The organism is Streptomyces sp. NPDC088261 (assembly GCF_044740805.1).
Taxonomy (GTDB): Bacteria; Actinomycetota; Actinomycetes; order Streptomycetales; family Streptomycetaceae; genus Streptomyces.
Genome location: NZ_JBIURL010000002.1, coordinates 653815 through 669149, shown reverse-complemented (window position 1 = coordinate 669149; position 15335 = coordinate 653815). Strand labels below are relative to the sequence as shown.

13 protein-coding genes are annotated in these 15335 nt (G+C 72.4%); 5 read left to right on the top strand and 8 right to left on the bottom strand.

Annotated elements, in window-relative coordinates:
• Positions 1-71: 71 nt before the first annotated feature.
• Positions 72-1460, bottom strand: coding sequence for a serine/threonine-protein kinase (locus ACIODU_RS06775; protein WP_356419904.1), 1389 nt, complete (start codon positions 1458-1460; stop codon positions 72-74).
• 43 nt (positions 1461-1503) lie between these two features.
• Between ACIODU_RS06775 and ACIODU_RS06770 the strand changes: the two genes are divergently transcribed.
• Positions 1504-2055 carry an RNA polymerase sigma factor gene (locus ACIODU_RS06770; RefSeq protein WP_356419907.1) on the top strand — a complete coding sequence of 184 codons (552 nt, stop codon included), beginning with the start codon at positions 1504-1506 and terminating at the stop codon, positions 2053-2055.
• Positions 2056-2101: 46 nt separating this feature from the next.
• Here ACIODU_RS06770 and ACIODU_RS06765 read toward each other — a convergent pair whose 3' ends face one another.
• Genes ACIODU_RS06765 through ACIODU_RS06750 form a run of 4 tightly spaced genes read right to left on the bottom strand, consistent with a single transcriptional unit; the run spans position 2102 to position 7820 of the window.
• A complete protein-coding gene (locus ACIODU_RS06765) occupies positions 2102-4774 on the bottom strand; it encodes a laminin G domain-containing protein (protein ID WP_401764706.1) in 2673 nt (890 codons plus the stop codon).
• Positions 4771-5616, bottom strand: a complete 846-nt coding sequence (locus tag ACIODU_RS06760; protein WP_356419912.1) for a carbohydrate ABC transporter permease — start codon at positions 5614-5616, stop codon at positions 4771-4773. Before ACIODU_RS06760 ends, ACIODU_RS06765 begins: the two co-directional genes overlap by 4 nt.
• A complete protein-coding gene (locus ACIODU_RS06755) occupies positions 5613-6503 on the bottom strand; it encodes a sugar ABC transporter permease (RefSeq protein ID WP_345943824.1) in 891 nt (296 codons plus the stop codon). Before ACIODU_RS06755 ends, ACIODU_RS06760 begins: the two co-directional genes overlap by 4 nt.
• Positions 6504-6545: 42 nt before the next feature.
• Positions 6546-7820, bottom strand: coding sequence for an ABC transporter substrate-binding protein (locus tag ACIODU_RS06750; protein ID WP_401764702.1), 1275 nt, complete (start codon positions 7818-7820; stop codon positions 6546-6548).
• Positions 7821-8082: 262 nt separating this feature from the next.
• Here ACIODU_RS06750 and ACIODU_RS06745 point away from each other — a divergent pair, with 262 nt between their 5' ends.
• A complete protein-coding gene (locus tag ACIODU_RS06745) occupies positions 8083-9111 on the top strand; it encodes a LacI family DNA-binding transcriptional regulator (protein WP_356419921.1) in 1029 nt (342 codons plus the stop codon).
• Positions 9112-9186: 75 nt separating this feature from the next.
• On the opposite strand, the gene ACIODU_RS06740 is transcribed toward ACIODU_RS06745, so the two are convergent.
• Together ACIODU_RS06740 and ACIODU_RS06735 are read right to left on the bottom strand one after the other, a co-directional pair.
• Positions 9187-9702 carry a hypothetical protein gene (locus ACIODU_RS06740; protein ID WP_401764699.1) on the bottom strand — a complete coding sequence of 172 codons (516 nt, stop codon included), beginning with the start codon at positions 9700-9702 and terminating at the stop codon, positions 9187-9189.
• A 178-nt stretch (positions 9703-9880) separates the two neighbouring features.
• Positions 9881-10240: a PRC-barrel domain containing protein gene (locus ACIODU_RS06735; protein WP_356419924.1), complete on the bottom strand. Its 360-nt coding sequence runs from the start codon at positions 10238-10240 to the stop codon at positions 9881-9883.
• A 258-nt stretch (positions 10241-10498) separates the two neighbouring features.
• Here ACIODU_RS06735 and ACIODU_RS06730 point away from each other — a divergent pair, with 258 nt between their 5' ends.
• The 3 genes from ACIODU_RS06730 (at position 10499) to ACIODU_RS06720 (ending at position 14257) form a co-directional block, all read left to right on the top strand.
• Positions 10499-11488, top strand: coding sequence for a lytic polysaccharide monooxygenase (locus ACIODU_RS06730; RefSeq protein ID WP_401764696.1), 990 nt, complete (start codon positions 10499-10501; stop codon positions 11486-11488).
• Between the two features lie 23 nt (positions 11489-11511).
• A complete protein-coding gene (locus ACIODU_RS06725; protein ID WP_401764693.1) occupies positions 11512-11640 on the top strand; it encodes a hypothetical protein in 129 nt (42 codons plus the stop codon).
• Between the two features lie 184 nt (positions 11641-11824).
• Positions 11825-14257: a SpoIIE family protein phosphatase gene (locus ACIODU_RS06720; protein WP_401764690.1), complete on the top strand. Its 2433-nt coding sequence runs from the start codon at positions 11825-11827 to the stop codon at positions 14255-14257.
• Between the two features lie 7 nt (positions 14258-14264).
• Here ACIODU_RS06720 and ACIODU_RS06715 read toward each other — a convergent pair whose 3' ends face one another.
• On the bottom strand, positions 14265-15284 hold the full coding sequence (locus tag ACIODU_RS06715) for a LuxR C-terminal-related transcriptional regulator (RefSeq protein ID WP_401764687.1): 1020 nt from the start codon (positions 15282-15284) through the stop codon (positions 14265-14267).
• Positions 15285-15335 lie beyond the last annotated feature (51 nt).

The following is a 15335-nucleotide window of genomic DNA, read 5'->3' as shown; positions in this document are numbered from 1 at the left end:
GGTTCGATGACGGGCCCGGCGCGAAAGTTCACGCCCGTTCCCGAAAACTTCCGGCGGCCCCGCGCGGGGTCTCAGCCCGAGACCCGCAGGCTGCGCAGGATCCGGTCGGTCGGGTCGTCGCCCGCACCCCGTCTGATCTGGACGTACGCCTGCGGGGCGCCGTCCCGTACCGGTGTGAGCGCGACCTCCTCCAGCGACCGCCCGGCCGTGCCGCAGGAGGACCAGGTCCGTATGCGACCGTGCCAGGAGGCGTCCGAGAACGTACGGCTGCCGTCGTACCGGCAGGCGCGGTGGCTGATCGCGTCGACCCGGTCCGCCAGGTCACGGTCGGCGCCGAGCCCCACGAACACCCCGCTGACCTCCGCGCCGAGGTCGGGCCAGCGTCGCACATCCCCGGCGACGGTCAGCCCGGGGGCGTGGTGGTCCGGCAGTCCGAGCGCCTCGGGCGTCCAGCCGGAACCGGCCAGCTGCCCGGCCCAGGCGGCGGGCACGTCCACCTGGATACGGCCGGTGGCGTCGCTCACGCGCTGCACGGCGGGCGTCGGGGGATCGGTCTGCCACCGTACGGCGGCGACCGCGCCGAGCGCGACGACGGCCAGGGTGGCCACGGCGGCGAGCAGCCGCCCCGGGCGGGCCCGGCGCGGTCTCCGGCCGGCCGGGTGGCCGTCGGCCGGTGCGGCCAGCCGTTCCAGTTCGCGCGCGAACGCCTCGGCCGTCGGCCAGCGCCGCTCGCGGTCGCTCTCCAGGGCCCGGAGGACGGCCCGCCGGACCGCCGGAGGCAGCCCGGGCCGCAGCCGGTCCGGCGGCACGATCTTCCCCGGCGGGCCCGGGACCACACCGGTCAGCAGGTGGTGGAGCAGCGCCCCCAGGCTGTAGACGTCGGCGCGCGCGTCGATGCCGTCGCTCTGGTCGAGCTGTTCCGGCGCGGCGTAGCCCGCGGACCCGACGGTCAGGGTCAGCCCGGAGGCCTGCGCCAGGCTCTTGGCGAGGCCGAGGTCCGCGACCAGTACCCGCTCCCCGCCGTCCGGGGCGGTCGCGACCAGCACGTTCGACGGTTTGATGTCCCGGTGTACGGCCCCGGCGCGGTGCAGCGCGGCCGCTCCCCTGGTGGCCGCGGCGGTGAGCCGCAGCGCCTCCGCCACCGGCAGCGGCCCGGCCGCGAGGCGGTCCTCCAGGGTGCCCCGGTCCGCGTACTCCATGACGAAGTAGGGCCGGTCCTCGGAGTGCTCGCCGATGTCGAAGACCTGGACGAGTCCGTCGGAGGCGGCGCGGCGCAGCAGCCGTGCCTCCGACAGGAACCGCTCCCGGATGTCGAGCCGGTACGCCCAGTTCTCCGCCATGACCTTGATGGCGACGGGCGCCTGGAGCCGGTCGTCGTGGGCCAGCCACACGACACCGAAGGCGCCCGTGCCCAGGCGTCGCTCGACGCGGTAGCGACCGATCCACTGAGGTGAAGACATGTGATTATCATGCCTGGGTGATTTCACTCTGCACGCATACCCCATGAGCTGGACACCCGACACCGAGGCCCTGGCGGCCCGCGCCGCGGCCGGGGACCCGGCGGCGCTGGACCAGCTCCTGCGGGAGATCTGGCCCGAGACGGTCCGGCGCTGCGGCCGGTTCCTGCTCTTCCGGGAGGACGCCGAGGAGGCCGCGCAGGACGTCCTGCTCCAGGTCTCGCGCCACATCCACCGCTTCGAGGGCCGCAGCCGGTTCAGCACGTGGCTCTACACGGTGGTGGCCAACTGCGCCCGGCAGAAGTACCGCGAGCTGAAGCGCCGGGCCGGCGAGACGCCCCTGTCCTCCGAGGTGACGGGCCGCGCGGATCCCCGGACGACCAGTGTGATCGCCGGGTCCCGCGTGGACCTGCTGGAGGCGCTGGAACGGCTCGAACGGGACAGCCCGCACCTGGTGGAGCCGCTGGTCTACCGCGACATCTGTCAGATGGAGTACGCGGAGATCGTGGAGCGGATGGGCATCCCGCTGGGCACGGTGAAGTCCCGGCTGCACCACGCCCGCCGCCAGGTCAGACCGTGGCTGGCGGAGAACTCCTGACCCGGCCGGGAGGGCGACGGTACGCCGCCGCCCACCCACCGCCGTCCTACACCGTGTCCTGGTGGTCCCGCCGGAGGTCGAAGCCCAGCGCCCGGATGTTCTCCAGCCGGCCGTACGGGCTCCGCGCCGCACCCTGGTCGCGGGTGAGGCTGGTGAATCCGCTCCGGATGCCGAACAGCCCCGCGAGGACCGCCTCCGTGACGGCGACCGCCGCGTTGCTCTCCCGGTTGGACACCCCCCGTTCCGCCACGCGGTAGCTCCCGTCGGGGGTCACCTCCATGGCCTGCCCCCACAGGCCCCCCGACGTGGTGCGATGGGCCCGCCGCAGCATGGCCGCCGCCGTCTCCGGGCGGCCCAGGCGGCACAGCCCGTACGCGGTCGCCCCGGGCCACGCCGCGAAGGCGCCGGCCGCGCCGTGGTCCGGCCGGTCGGAGAGGGGCGCGATCGGGTCGCCGGGATCGAGGGCGCGCATCCAGTCACCGTCGACCAGGTGGCCGGTGACGAACCGGACCATCTCCTCGCGCTGTTCCGCCGTGAGGTCCTCGGACATGTCGCCCGCCACCAGCGCGAAGTCGAGGCAGTGGCCGATGGGTTCGCTCCCGTCCGGGTGCGAGACCGCCCACCGCCCGTCCCCGGCGTACTGCTTCAGCACCGCCGCCGACAGCTGTCCCGCCTCGGCCTCCGCCGCCTCGGCCTCTTCCCGCTCCCCCATGAACCGCAGGAGGGTGGCGAGCGACCGCATCATGCCGACATACCCGGCGTTCAACGACACCACGGCGTGCCGGTAGTTGGGCACGCATTCCAGCAACTCCCAGGCGTCGTCGCCGAAGTCGACCAGCACCCCGGAGCCGAAGGAGGCCCGCCGCCCTCTCGGCCGGTAGGCCATGGCCCGCAGGTGGTCCAACACCGTGCGCCCGCCGGTGACTTCGCCGAGCAGCGTGAGATCGCCGGTGACCCCCACATAGGACTGGACGGACCGGAACAGCGCGTGGTCGTTGGCGGCGTAGTGATTTCCGACCGGAAGCAGGTTCCGGGTGTCGAAGGAGTGGCAGCTGTCGTACGGCTGGCCGAGCGCGGCCAGCAGCCAGGCCCGTACGCCCGCCGGCTCCAGCAGGGCGGCGGTCCTCCCCCACTCGGACTGGTCCCAGAAGAACGTCGTGGTCGGCCCCAGCCGGGGCCCGCCCGTCAGGAACACCGGCCCGGGGCGGCCGGAGCGGGTGTTGCGCAGGTAGACCGCGAGAAGGGCGCCCGTGTAGTACGTCCTGGCCAGGTCCGGGTCCGCCCCGGACAGCGTCGGCAGGTGGCCGGAGAATTCGTCGTTGCCCGGTTCGAAGGCGCTCCGCCACGTGCGGCGCCAGCGGTCCGCGACCGCGTCGAAGGACGGGTCGAACGACGCGGCGGCGGACGCGGCGGCCTCCCGCGTCCCGTCGGCCGACTCGCCGACGTCGAGCACCCAGCCGATGACAACGTTGTCCCCCGGGTCGAGTGTGACGTCCCACCGGGCCAGGCCCCGCGCCCCGTCCGCCTCCAGGGTGGTGGGCGGAACGGAGAAGGCGTACGACGACACCGCCGGGCTGCCCGAGTCCTCGACGGTCACCCCGCCGTGCCGTACCCGCGCGGTCCACCGCTGGCCGCCCCACCACGGGCCGGTGCGGGCCACCACCCCGCCGTCCAGGGACAGTTCGGCGGCCTCGGCGTCGACCCGTACCGCCACCGTGTGCCAGGTGTCCGGCAGCAGGGGTACCGCCGCCGTCACCCGCTCGCCACCGATGGTCAGGGACAACCGCCCGTCGTCCAGCGCGACTTGCAGCGAGTCGGGGTGGTTGCCGTGGGTGAGGATCACTCCGGTACGGTCCGTGCCCGCGGGGCCGTCCAGCCGTACCTCGAAGTGGAGTGTGTCCCCCTCCCCGATCTCCACCGCGCCGAGGTACCGGTCGGTGTCGGGCCGGATGTCGTGGCGGGCGCCCGGCTCCCCCAGCGGCACCGGCGTCCCGCCGGCCCGTGTCAACGCGACCTCCCGCAGCGCGCAGGCGACCCCGGGGGCCCGGACCCGGCCGGAGTCCGGTGTGCTGTGGTCGGGGAGTTCGGACTCCAGCAGCATCGGCGCGGAGTCCTCGTCCCGCTGGATGCCGGGGATCCGGGGGCTGCCGAGACGGATCCGGCGCGCGCCCACCGGCAGCAGCTGCACCTGACGGGGGCGGGGCGCGGTGACCTCGGAGCGCAGTCGCTCGGTGGCGTAGAAGTCGTGGTGGTGCCCGGCGTTCCAGGGGCACCCGTACAGCCAGCCCCAGTCCACGTCCGACCGGGCGAACATGGCGAGCAGTTCCTGCTCGACGGTCACGGTCCGGGTCTCCGTGGAGGAGTTGCGCAGGGTCAACCGCCAGAGGACGCGGCTGCGTTCGTAACCCATCCGTACGTCGGTGTGCACGGTCAGCCCGTCCCCGCCACCCTCCCGCTCCACCCCCCACGGGGACCAGCGCAGCCGCCGGGCGGGCAGCGGCGTCCCGTCGATCCGCAGGACGCCGGTGTGGTAGCCGCCGCTGTACGGCGGGAAGGCGAGCCAGGACAGGGAGGTCAGGTCCCCGTTCACATGCCCCTGGCCCGCCTGGTTGCGCAGCGAGGGGAGGTGGGCCAGGTCCGCCCGGTCCGTCCAGGGTCCGGCGAGCGTGTCGAGGGCCGGGACGCCGTCGGTCGTGGGGGTCGCGTGGCGGCTGGTCATTTGGAGGCTCCCGACATCAGGCCGTGGATGAACTCCCGCTGGCTGACCAGGTATCCCACCAGGGGGATGATCGCCGCGAGGAACATGATCCCGAACAGCTGGCTGTAGTCCGTCGAATAGGCACCGAGGGACACGTAGATTCCGGTGGTGATGGTCTGGCCCTGGAGCGGGCCGAGGATGAACTGCGGGTTGAGGAAGTCGTTCCACACCCACAGCCCCAGGAAGATCGCGACGGTGGCGGTGGCCGGCCTGACGACCGGGAAGATGATCTTCCACCAGATCCGCAGGTCACCCGCCCCGTCGACGCGGGCGGCCTCGATGATCTCGCGGGGGATCGTGCGGAGGAATCCCACGTACACGAAGACCGCGAAGGAGAGGTAGCCGCCGCCGACGTTGGAGAGGATGAGGCCCGGGTAGCTGTGCGCCAGGCCGATCCACTGGAGCATGATGACGACCGGCAGCAGGACGACCTGCGGCGGGACCATCAGGCCCAGCGCGAAGAGGGCGAGCAGGAGGGACTTGATCCGCGGGGACCGCTCGGAGACGTAGAAGCCGACCACCGAGCCGAGCGGGACGAGGACCACCACGCTCACCACGGTCACCAGGACCGAGTTGAGCAGGCCGGCCTGCACCAGGTGGTCCGGGCGGCGCAGCGCGTTGAGGATGTTGTCGAAGGTGAACGGCGACGGCGGCGCGGCCGGGTTGGACAGGATCTGGTCCTGGTGCTTGAACGCGCTGACGAACGCGATGTACACGGGCAGGATGAACGCCAGGGTGACGAGCCACGCGGCGGTGGCGCGCCCGGCCAGGCGGGACAGGCGGAGGAATCCGGGGAGAGTCACAGGTCCGCTTCCCTCTTCCGCAGGACGTGGGTGGCCGAGTAGGAGACCAGGGCGGTCAGGACGAGCAGGACCATGGCGATGGACGAGGCGTAGCCGAACCGGTTGTCCGTGAAGGCCGCGGTCACCAGGTAGTACGCGGTCGACTGGGTGGCGTTGGCCGGCCCGCCGCCGGTCAGGACGGCGATGACGTCGTACAGCTTCAGTGTGGTGATCAGGCAGAGGACCACACTGATCGTCATGCCGGGCGCGATCATGGGGAGGGTGACGTGCCGGAAGCGGCCGAGGAACCCGGCGCCGTCGACGCGGGCCGCCTCGTACAGCTCGGCGGGCACCGACTGGAGGGAGGCGGTGTACACGACGGTGGCGAAGGCGATGGTGATCCAGCTGACGACGACGCAGATCGAGAACGTGGCGAGCCCCGAGCTGCCCAGCCAGGCGACCGGTTCCTCGACCAGGCCCACCTTGACCAGGAAGACGTTGAGCAGGCCGTTCTGCGTGAGGATGCTGCGCCAGATGAAGGCGACGATGACCCCGGAGAGAACCTGTGGGATGAAGATGAGGGTGCGCATCACCCGGTAGTTGGCGGTCGACTTGTTGAGGAGCATCGCGAGCAGCAGACCGACCGTGTTGGCGACGACGGTGACGGAGACGACGACGATGCCGGTGAAGAGCAGGCTGTGCAGGAACAGGTCGTCGGAGAAGAGGTCGGTGTAGTTGGCGAGGCCGACGAAGTCACTCCTGCCCTGGAGCGGGCTCTTGTCCGTGAAACTCCAGAACAGACTCTGGAAGAGCGGGAACAGCAGAAACATGGCGTAGAGAGCGACGGCTATCCACGCGAGGGGCGCGAGACCGAGACTCCGGCCGCCGCGGGGCGTGCGACTTGGCACTGCGGGAGATCCTTTCCTGGTTCCTCACACTCACACCGCCGGTCACTTGGCGGCTTTGTCCCAGGCCGTGTCGAAGGCGGCCAGCAGTCCCTTGACGTCCGAGTCGGTGAACAGCTTCTGCGCCAGGGCGTTGAACTGGTCGACCAGACCGGCGGGAAGCGCGTCGTCGTTGTTGACCTCGCCGAACGCGCTGACCTTGCGGGCGTCGCCCGTCACGTACGCGTAGGCCTCGGTGTAGACCGGGGTGACCTTCGCGCCGAAGGAGTCGAAGGGCACGTCCTTCAGCATGGGGAAGGCGCCGTCGGTCTCGATCAGTGTCTTCAGATTGGTCCGGGACAGCGACCAGGCCTTCGCGAAGTCCATCGCCTTGGGGACGTCGGCGGACTTGGCGCTGACGGACGTCGTACCGCCGGTGTTGAACGGAACGACCGTGCCGCCCCCGGCACTCGGCAGCAGGAACGTGCCGAAGTCCGCCGCGTCGGCCGGCGGGATGAGGCCGATGAGCCAGCTGCCCATCGGGTACATCGCCGACTTCCCGGCGAGGAACTGGGTGTTGGCGTCGTTGTAGTTCACGCCGAGCGCGCCCTTGTCAAAGCCGCCCGCGGTGACGAGTGCACGGTATTTGCCCACCGCGGCCACCACGTTCGCGTCCGTGAACCTCACCTTTCCCGCGTACCGGTCCTGAACCCAGTCGGGGTTCTTGCCGAGCACATCGGCGGTGATGAGCCCCGACAGCGGGTAGGCCGCCGCCCAGGGCTCGGCGCCGGCCATCTGGAGCGGGGTGATGCCGGCCTTCCTGAGCGTCTTCACGACGGTCATGAACTGGTCCCAGGTCGTCGGGACCTCCAGGTGGTGGGCCGCGAAGATCTTCTTGTTGTAGAAGATCATGGGGACGATCTGCGAGTTGGTGGGCGGGATGTAGCTCTTGCCCTGGATCGCGTTGCCGTCGGGGTCCGTGAAGTGGTCGTCCAGCCACTTCTGGTCGTACGGCTGGAGGAGGCCCGCGCCGAGGAAGTCCTTGGGCGTGATCGAGGAGAGGATGTCGGGGAACTGCCCCGAGGCCTGGAGCTGCTTGGCGTACTTGTCCCGGTCGGCGTCCGGAGAGACGATCTTCTTCACGGAGACGCCGGGGACCTGCTTCCGCGCGTCGGATATGGACGTGTCCCAGAAGCCGGCGGTGAGGGCGGGGGTCTCGAACGTCATGAACGTCAGGGCGGTGGCCCCGGACCCGGTGCCCGCGCTGGTGGAACAGGCCGTGAGCGACAGCGCGGCGGCGAGCCCCACCGCGGTCGCGAACAGCGTGCGTGCGCGTTTCATTCTTTCTTCTTCTTCTCCTTGACGAGTGGGCAGTTGGCGCGACCGGGCCCGGAACCGTTCGGTGGAACGGGGGGTCTTTGCACCCCTCGTCAGGGATGGATCGTGCACCCGACAGCGAGATAACGTTGTCTTGGAAGTACAGTATGTTTCCGCGACGTCAAGTCAACCCCTCCAGCGTCACGGACGGATCTCGGAGCGTCGGTCGCTCCTCCGGCCGGCGCTTCGATGCGATCATGCTCGGACCTGAGCGAAAGGAAGCGCAGTGCCTCGTCCTGATGCCACGGGAAAGCGTGGCCCGTCCCGCCCCCGCAGACCGACCATGGTCGACGTCGCCCGGGAGGCGGAGGTCGCGCTGCGCACCGTGTCACGGGTGGTGAACGGCGACGCGACGGTGGGTGAGGCGCTGGCTCTGCGCGTACGCCGGGCGATCGAGACGCTCGGCTACCAACCGGACGAGCGGGCACGGCAGTTGCGCAGCGGTCGTACGGGCACGATCGGGGCGGCCGTACGGCACATCGCGGAGGCACACCCCGTCCTGCGGGCCATCGAGGCGACCGCGCGCGGTGTGGGTCTGAACGTCGTCGCGATGTCCACGGACGACGACGAGGTACGGGAGCGGGAGGCCGTGCTCTCCATGTGCGGGCGCCGCATGGACGGCATCATCCTGGAGCCGATCGCCGACGGCCACCAGTACCTCCAGCCCGAGATCGACTCCGGCCTCGCCGTCGTGGCGTTCGACCGGCCCGCGACGGGCGTCTCGGTCGACACCGTCCTCACGGACAACCGCGCGGGCATCCGGATGGCCTTCGAGCACCTCGTCCGCCACGGCCACCGCAGGATCGGCTACATCGGCGACGACGAGCGGGTGTACACGGGCCACGAACGGGCCGCGGCGTTCCGCGACTGCCTGCGCGGGATCGGCGAGCCCCTGGACGGCCTGGTGCATCCGGGCCCGGTCGAGCAGGACCGTATCGCGGCGGCCCTGGCGCGCCTGCTCGGCGGTACGGCGCCCGCGACGGCGCTCATCACCGGCAACTACTCGACCACCCTCGGGGTCATCCGCGCGCTCGGCGCGGACCTGGGCACGGTGGCCCTGGTGGGGTTCGACAACTTCTCCCTGGCCGACCTCCTGCGTCCGGGGCTGACGGTGATCGCCCAGGGGGACGAGGAGATAGGGCGTACGGCGATCGAGCTGTTCCGCACCCGCCTGTCGGACCCGTCCCAGCCGGTCCGCACGATCACGATCCCGCCCACGCTCATCGCCCGCGGCTCGGGCGAGATCCGGGCCTGAGGCGGTCGCGCCGGGTGAGGCGGGATCGCCGCGTGAGGCCGGATCGCGGGGCCAGGTCCTCTCCCCGCTCCGGGCTCAGGCGATCAGGGTGGCGATGCCTCCGGTGAGCAGTCCCACCACGACGATCAGCGGGCTGCCTTTGAGCGCGGCGGCGAGGTGGAACCGGAGGTCGCGGTACTCGGGCATGTCCTCCGTGCCGGGGAGGACCAGCAGGCGGGGGCGCAGCCCGGCGAGCACGATCCAGTCGAGGACGACGAGGTCCCAGACGGTCAGGGTGGCGAAGACGAGAGCCGCGCACACGGCGGCGGACAGGAAGTCCAGCCCCTCGGGCAGTGCCCCGTCCAGGCCGATCATTGCCCCGACCACGAGGGGAAGGCCGCAGACGGCCCAGACGAACATGCTGAAGAGCAGCGCCACTTGGTGGCCGCGACGGCTCTTGGGCCGGCCGTAACGGCGCTGGATCGCGGGCGGGTAGTCGTTCAGCAGAAAGTCCCTGCTCACGGCCGCCCCGGCGAACACCCCCACGGTGAACAGCACGCTGAGCGCCAGACCGTGACCCAGGCCGTATCCGAGGACCGCCGACCACCGCATGCCGGCCTCCCGGGGGCTTCCCCGATCCTGGTGAGCGTGACCTGACCTTCTGTCACTCCAGAGTAGCCCGGCCCGGCGGAAGGCGCGGGCCGGTCCGGGACACCGGCACGACGGGCCACCGCCCGGGTTCCGGCCCGGCACGGCGTAGGTCGCCCCGTGGCGGGCCGTCAGGAGAGCGTCAGGAGACGGGGACCGGGCCGAGTGCCTGGTAGTAGGCGCCCACCTCCGACAGGTACGCCACGTCCGTCGTCTCGCTGTCCCTGGCGAAGCGCGGCGCTCCCTTGATCTCCTCCCGGGCCCGGCCGACGATGACCCGCTGGGTCTCTGAGTCGATGCCGGTGATGAGGCCCGCGGGGATCAGGAGGCTGGTGCCGAACACCCACATGCCGGTGTCGACGACCAGGTGCCGCATGCCGTCGACGTCCGTCTGCCGTTCCACCTGGCCGACGACCCCGTCGGTCGCCTCCACCTCGTAGCCCACCAGGGACCGGTCCTCCCCGTAGCCGCAGTCCGCCGCGTACTCCCAGATGTTGTCCATGTCCTTCTCGCCCCTCGTCGTGTCCGGGCCTCGTCGTGTACAGGCCCGATTCCGCTGCCATCGCGTGACCGACACGTACCCCGCTCACCGGCGATCATGAGCAGATTCACCCCGATGCCGAGGACGGATTCCCTCCGCGCCCCGGGAAACGGCGACCCTCGGCCGACGGCTCCGGTGAACGGCCCGGCCGCCCCGGCCGTAATGGACAGCACACTGTTACGCGCAGGGCCCCCGGGCCCGCCGAGGGAGCCTGACCTGATGATCCGTCACCGCACCTCCGCACCGGCCGCCTTCGCCGGCGCCGTCACGTTCCTGCTGGCGGGTTCGGCGCTGCTGGCCGCGGGTCCCGCGTACGCGCACGGCGCGCCGACCGATCCGGTGAGCCGGGTCGCGGCGTGCGGCCTGGCGTCGGAGGGGCTGGCCGGCTCGCCCGCGTGCCGGGCGGCCGTCGCCGCCAACGGCGGCCAGCAGCTCGGCAGTTGGGACAACCTGCGGGTCGCGGACGTCGGAGGCAGGGACCGGCAGGTGATTCCGGACGGGAAGCTGTGCAGCGCGGGCCTCGCCGCGTACGCCGGACTCGACCTGCCGCGCTCCGACTGGCCGGCCACCACGCTGGTCCCGGGGGCCCGGTTCACCCTCACGTACCGGTCCTCCATCCCGCACGAGGGGACGTTCAGCCTCTATCTCACCCGGCAGGGCTACTCCCCCGACGCCCCGCTGACGTGGGACGACCTGGACCCCGAGCCCTTCCTCACCGCGAAGGACCCGGCGCTGGAGAACGGGGCCTACCGCATCCCGGCCCGCCTTCCGGGCGGCCGGACCGGCCGGCACGTGTTGTACACGGTCTGGCGCAACTCCAGCACGCCGGACACCTACTACTCGTGCTCCGACGTCGTCTTCCCCGGCAGGAGCGCGGGGCAGGCCAGGGCGGCGGCCACGCCGGCCACCCGTACCGCCTCACCGTCACCCCGGGCCTCGACCCCCGCCCCGAAGCGGACCCCGGAGCCCGCCGCCGTCGCCTCCCCGGCCCCCACCCCGACGCCGTCGTCCCCGTCCCCCGTGCCGGCGTCCACGGCGGCCGATCCCGCGAACGCCTCCCCCGTGGCGGACACGGGCTCCCCGCTCACCCCGACCACCGCCTCCCTCGCCGGGGCCGCCGCGCTGGCCGTGGCGGCGACGGGCGCCTTCCTTCTGCGCCGCCGCCGTACGGCCGTCGCCGGACGCCCGCCCCGCAGGCACCGCCGCTGACCGGCGCTTACCGCCGCTGACGCGTGAGCTTCTGGGCCGTCGACCGGGACCGCGCCTGCGGTGGCTCCACCACGGACGCCGGGTCTGATGGCAGCGGTGCCGGCCAGAGCGCGCTCGACTTCACCAGGGCGCCGGCCGCCTACACCGGCTGATCACACCGCGAGTCACACCGCTCCCATCGGTCTCCCGGCGGGGAAGTCGCGCCGTGGGTGAGTGGGAAGGCCTCTCCGCGAGCAGACTGTAGGTGTCGGCGGAAAGCCGCAACCGGCTGTACGGCCAGGTCACACGGTGTGCGGAAGGCGCGCGACACCGCCGGTGCCCGGTTCAGGAGGCGGTATGCACCCGGATGAGGAATCCCCCGCGAGGTCAGGGATCCCCCTTGACGCCGTGGCGGCGGCGGTCGTGGACCGGAAAGGCACCGTGATCCGCTGGTCGTCCGACGCGGAGTCCCTGCTCGGCCGGGGCGCGGAGGACGTCTGCGGCCGGTCCGTCCGGAAACTGCTCGTCCGGCCGCTCCGGGCGGCGCGCGAGAGAGGGCGGTACGGCTCCGGCGGCGGCGCGGCCGCGCTGCGCCACTCCTCGGGGAGGACCGTCGAGGTCGCCTACCACGTGGTCCCGCTGGAGGGCGCCGACGAGTACCTGCTCACGGCCGTCCCCATGGCCGACGCGGCGGAGTCCGAGCAGGCGCTGGCCCTCCTGCGTGCCCTGTTCTCCCAGGCCCGCCTGGGCATCGGCATCCACGACACGGATCTGAACGTCGTACGGACCAACATCACCCCCGAGATGTTCGACGGCCCACCCCTGCCGGTCGGCAGCCGGCTGGGGGACGTGATGGACGCCGAGGACGCGGAGGCCGTGGAGAGCGTGCTGCGCGAGGTGCTGGAGACGGGCGTGCCGGCCGTCCGCAGCACGCACCTGATCCGGGCCCCGCAGCCGTCGGGACGGCAGTGGGTCATGTCCCTGACGGCGCTGCGGCTCCTGGACCGGTCCGGACGCCCGGACGGGGTCGCCGTGGCGGTGAACGACACCACCGCCGAGGAGACGCTCCGCCGGCAGATCGGGCTGCTCCACACGTCCGCCGCCCGGATCGGTTCCTCGCTCGACGTCGTCGAGACCGCGCAGGACCTGGCCGACGTGGTCGTTCCGGCACTCGGCGACCTGGTGTCCGTGGACCTCTCCGAGTCCGTGCTCGCCGGGGAGGAACCGCCGCTCGTCCTCGGCGGCGGGCGCCAGCACCTGGCGCGGGTGGCGGTCGCGTCGGCCGGGGGCGGGTGGCAGGCCGGTCTGCTCGGGCCGGGAGAGTCGTACCCCCCGCTGCCGGACAGTGACGAACTGCGCGGGATCCAGGAAGGGGCCACCCTGCTGGCGTCCCGCGACACGGTGCTCGGCGCGCTGGGCGGCGACGGCCACCTGGCCGGGCTGCTCGTCCCCGACGGGGCGCACTCGGTCCTGGTGGCCGTCCTGCGGGCGCGGGGGCGCAGCCTCGGGACGGTCTCGGTGTGGCGTACGGAACGGCGGCGGGAGGCATTCGAGGAGTCCGACCGGCTCCTCCTGGCGGAGATCGCCTCGCGGGCCGCCCTGGGCGTCGACAACGCCCGCCGCTACACGCACGAGCACCGCGCGGCGGTCGCCCTCCAGGAGCAGCTGCTCCCGCAGCCCGTGACCGATCTGCCGGCCGTGGAGACGGCGGGCACCTACCGTCCGGCGGAGGGGGAGATGAGCATCAGCGGCGACTGGTTCGACGTCATTCCACTGCCGTCGTCACGGGTGGCGCTGGTCATCGGTGACGTCATCGGCCACGGCCTCCCCGCGACGGCGACGATGGGCCGGCTCCGTACCGCGATCCAGGCGTTCGGCGGGATGGAGCTGCCTCCCGAGGAGGTCCTCACCCAGGTGGACGACCTCGTCCAGCGGCTGGCCGCCGAGGCGCCGGCGGGGCGGCGGGACGTGGTCGGTGCCACCTGCCTGTACGCCCTCTACGACCCGGTGTCGGGCCTGTGCACCTTCGCCAGCGCGGGCCAGCCCCCGCCCGCCCTGGTCCGGCCGGGCGGCGGGGCGGAGTTCCTGGACGTGCCGCCCGGTCCCCCGCTGGGGGTGGGCGGGGTGCCCTTCGAGTCCGTCACCGTACGGCTGGAGCCGGACAGCGTCCTGGCGCTCTACACCGACGGCCTGTTCGGCCTGGAGGGCTTCGACGTGGAGCGCGCGCTGGCGCGGATCGGACACCGTCTGGACAGCACGTGCCGGCCGGGGTCCTCGCTCGAAGAGGTCGGCCGGTCCCTGCTGGCGGACTTCGGCGACGAGCCTCCCCAGGACGATCTCGCCGTGCTGCTCGCCCGGACCAGGACGCTGTCCGCCCGCTCCGTCGCCAGCTGGGAGTTCCCGGCCGGACCCGCGTCGGTCGCCGTCGCGCGGGCCGCGGCGATGCGGCAGCTGGCCGCGTGGGGGCTGGACGATCTCTCGCTCACGACCGAGCTGGTCGTCAGCGAGCTGGTGACCAACGCCGTCCGGCACGCGGGCGGCCCGGTGGGCCTGCGGCTCATCCGGGAGAACGTCCTGATCTGCGAGGTGACCGACCCCAGCAACACCCAGCCGCGCCTCCTGCGCGCCACCGACCTGGACGAAGGGGGCCGGGGCCTGTTCATCGTCGCCAACTGCACCACACGGTGGGGCAGTCGGTACGGCAGGAGCGGGAAGACGATCTGGACCGAGCAGCCCTTCTTCTCCCGCTCCGGGAACGACGACCCCGCCCTGGTCCCGCTCGCGGGGTGAGAGCGCGTCACATCCATCCCCGGCGCGCCGCCTGCCAGGCCAGCTGCATCCGGGTCGTCGCCCCCGCGAGGGCCATCATCGACTGGATCCGGCGCTGTACGGTACGCCTGCTCAGACCCAGCTGACTGGCTATCGCCTTGTCGGCGACGCCCGCGACGAGCAGGGACAGCAACTGGCGGTCCGTCGGGGGCAGTACGCCTCCGCCGGCCGCCGCGTCCGTACCGCTGACCGTGCCCGACGCGCTGACGTGCAGTGGTACGGCGTCCTCCCAGTAGCGCTCGAACAGGGCGACCAGGGCGTCGAGGAGGCTGCTGCCCCGTACCAGCGCCGTGGTGGGTTCCTCGGAACTCCCGCTGGGGCCGCCGGGGACCAGCGGGAAGATCGCGATGGCCCGGTCGGCGACCGCCAGCCGCAGCGGGAGGTGCGGCACGGCCCGGGCCATCTCCCCCGCGCGCACCCCCTCGACCACGTTGTCGACGGCGCCCGAGTCGTCGAAGAACGCCTGCTCGTACAGGACGCGGTAGCGCACCCCGCGCGCGAGCGCGTCGAACTCGGCGCTGTTGCTGCCCGACGGCATGGCCACGTGCCCCGCCCGGCAGAACCACAGCATCTCGTGCCGGGTGCTGTCCTGGATCTGCCGCAGGTGCTGGCGCAGCGCCTCCGCCCCGGTGATCACTTCGATGAGCTGGTCGGGGTCGCTGCGGCGCCGGGTGCTGCGGTACGTCTCCAGGAGATCGGTGACGGCCGCGCGGGCCTGCTCCAGGGAGTCGGACTGCCGCTGGAGGTGCGGCAGCAGGGCGACATCGGGAGGAGTGGCGGCGAAGCTGCGCGGCGCGCGGTCGTGCGCGGCCCGGTCCGTTCCGCTGGCGAGCCCCTTGGCCGCGAGGGCCGTCAGTACCCGCTCCGCCTCTCCCGGGGTCAGTCCCGCGGGCCCCGCCAGCTCGTCCGCCGACGCGGCGGACCTTGTGACGAGCAGCCGGTAGACGGTTTCCTCACCGGTGGTGAGACCCGCTGCCTCCAGCATCATGTTCCTCCCGAAGAACGGGGCCGACTCTGGGCAAGCGCACTCTACGCCCAG

What these genes read in the sequence shown, in the direction of transcription:
- ACIODU_RS06775 (WP_356419904.1), bottom strand. Translation starts at nt 1,460, where the DNA reads ATGTCTTCACCTCAGTGGATCGGTCGCTACCGCGTCGAGCGACGCCTG.
- ACIODU_RS06770 (WP_356419907.1), top strand. Translation starts at nt 1,504, where the DNA reads ATGAGCTGGACACCCGACACCGAGGCCCTGGCGGCCCGCGCCGCGGCC.
- ACIODU_RS06765 (WP_401764706.1), bottom strand. Translation starts at nt 4,774, where the DNA reads ATGACCAGCCGCCACGCGACCCCCACGACCGACGGCGTCCCGGCCCTC.
- ACIODU_RS06750 (WP_401764702.1), bottom strand. Translation starts at nt 7,820, where the DNA reads ATGAAACGCGCACGCACGCTGTTCGCGACCGCGGTGGGGCTCGCCGCC.
- ACIODU_RS06740 (WP_401764699.1), bottom strand. Translation starts at nt 9,702, where the DNA reads ATGCGGTGGTCGGCGGTCCTCGGATACGGCCTGGGTCACGGTCTGGCG.
- ACIODU_RS06735 (WP_356419924.1), bottom strand. Translation starts at nt 10,240, where the DNA reads ATGGACAACATCTGGGAGTACGCGGCGGACTGCGGCTACGGGGAGGAC.
- ACIODU_RS06730 (WP_401764696.1), top strand. Translation starts at nt 10,499, where the DNA reads ATGATCCGTCACCGCACCTCCGCACCGGCCGCCTTCGCCGGCGCCGTC.
- ACIODU_RS06720 (WP_401764690.1), top strand. Translation starts at nt 11,825, where the DNA reads ATGCACCCGGATGAGGAATCCCCCGCGAGGTCAGGGATCCCCCTTGAC.
- ACIODU_RS06715 (WP_401764687.1), bottom strand. Translation starts at nt 15,284, where the DNA reads ATGATGCTGGAGGCAGCGGGTCTCACCACCGGTGAGGAAACCGTCTAC.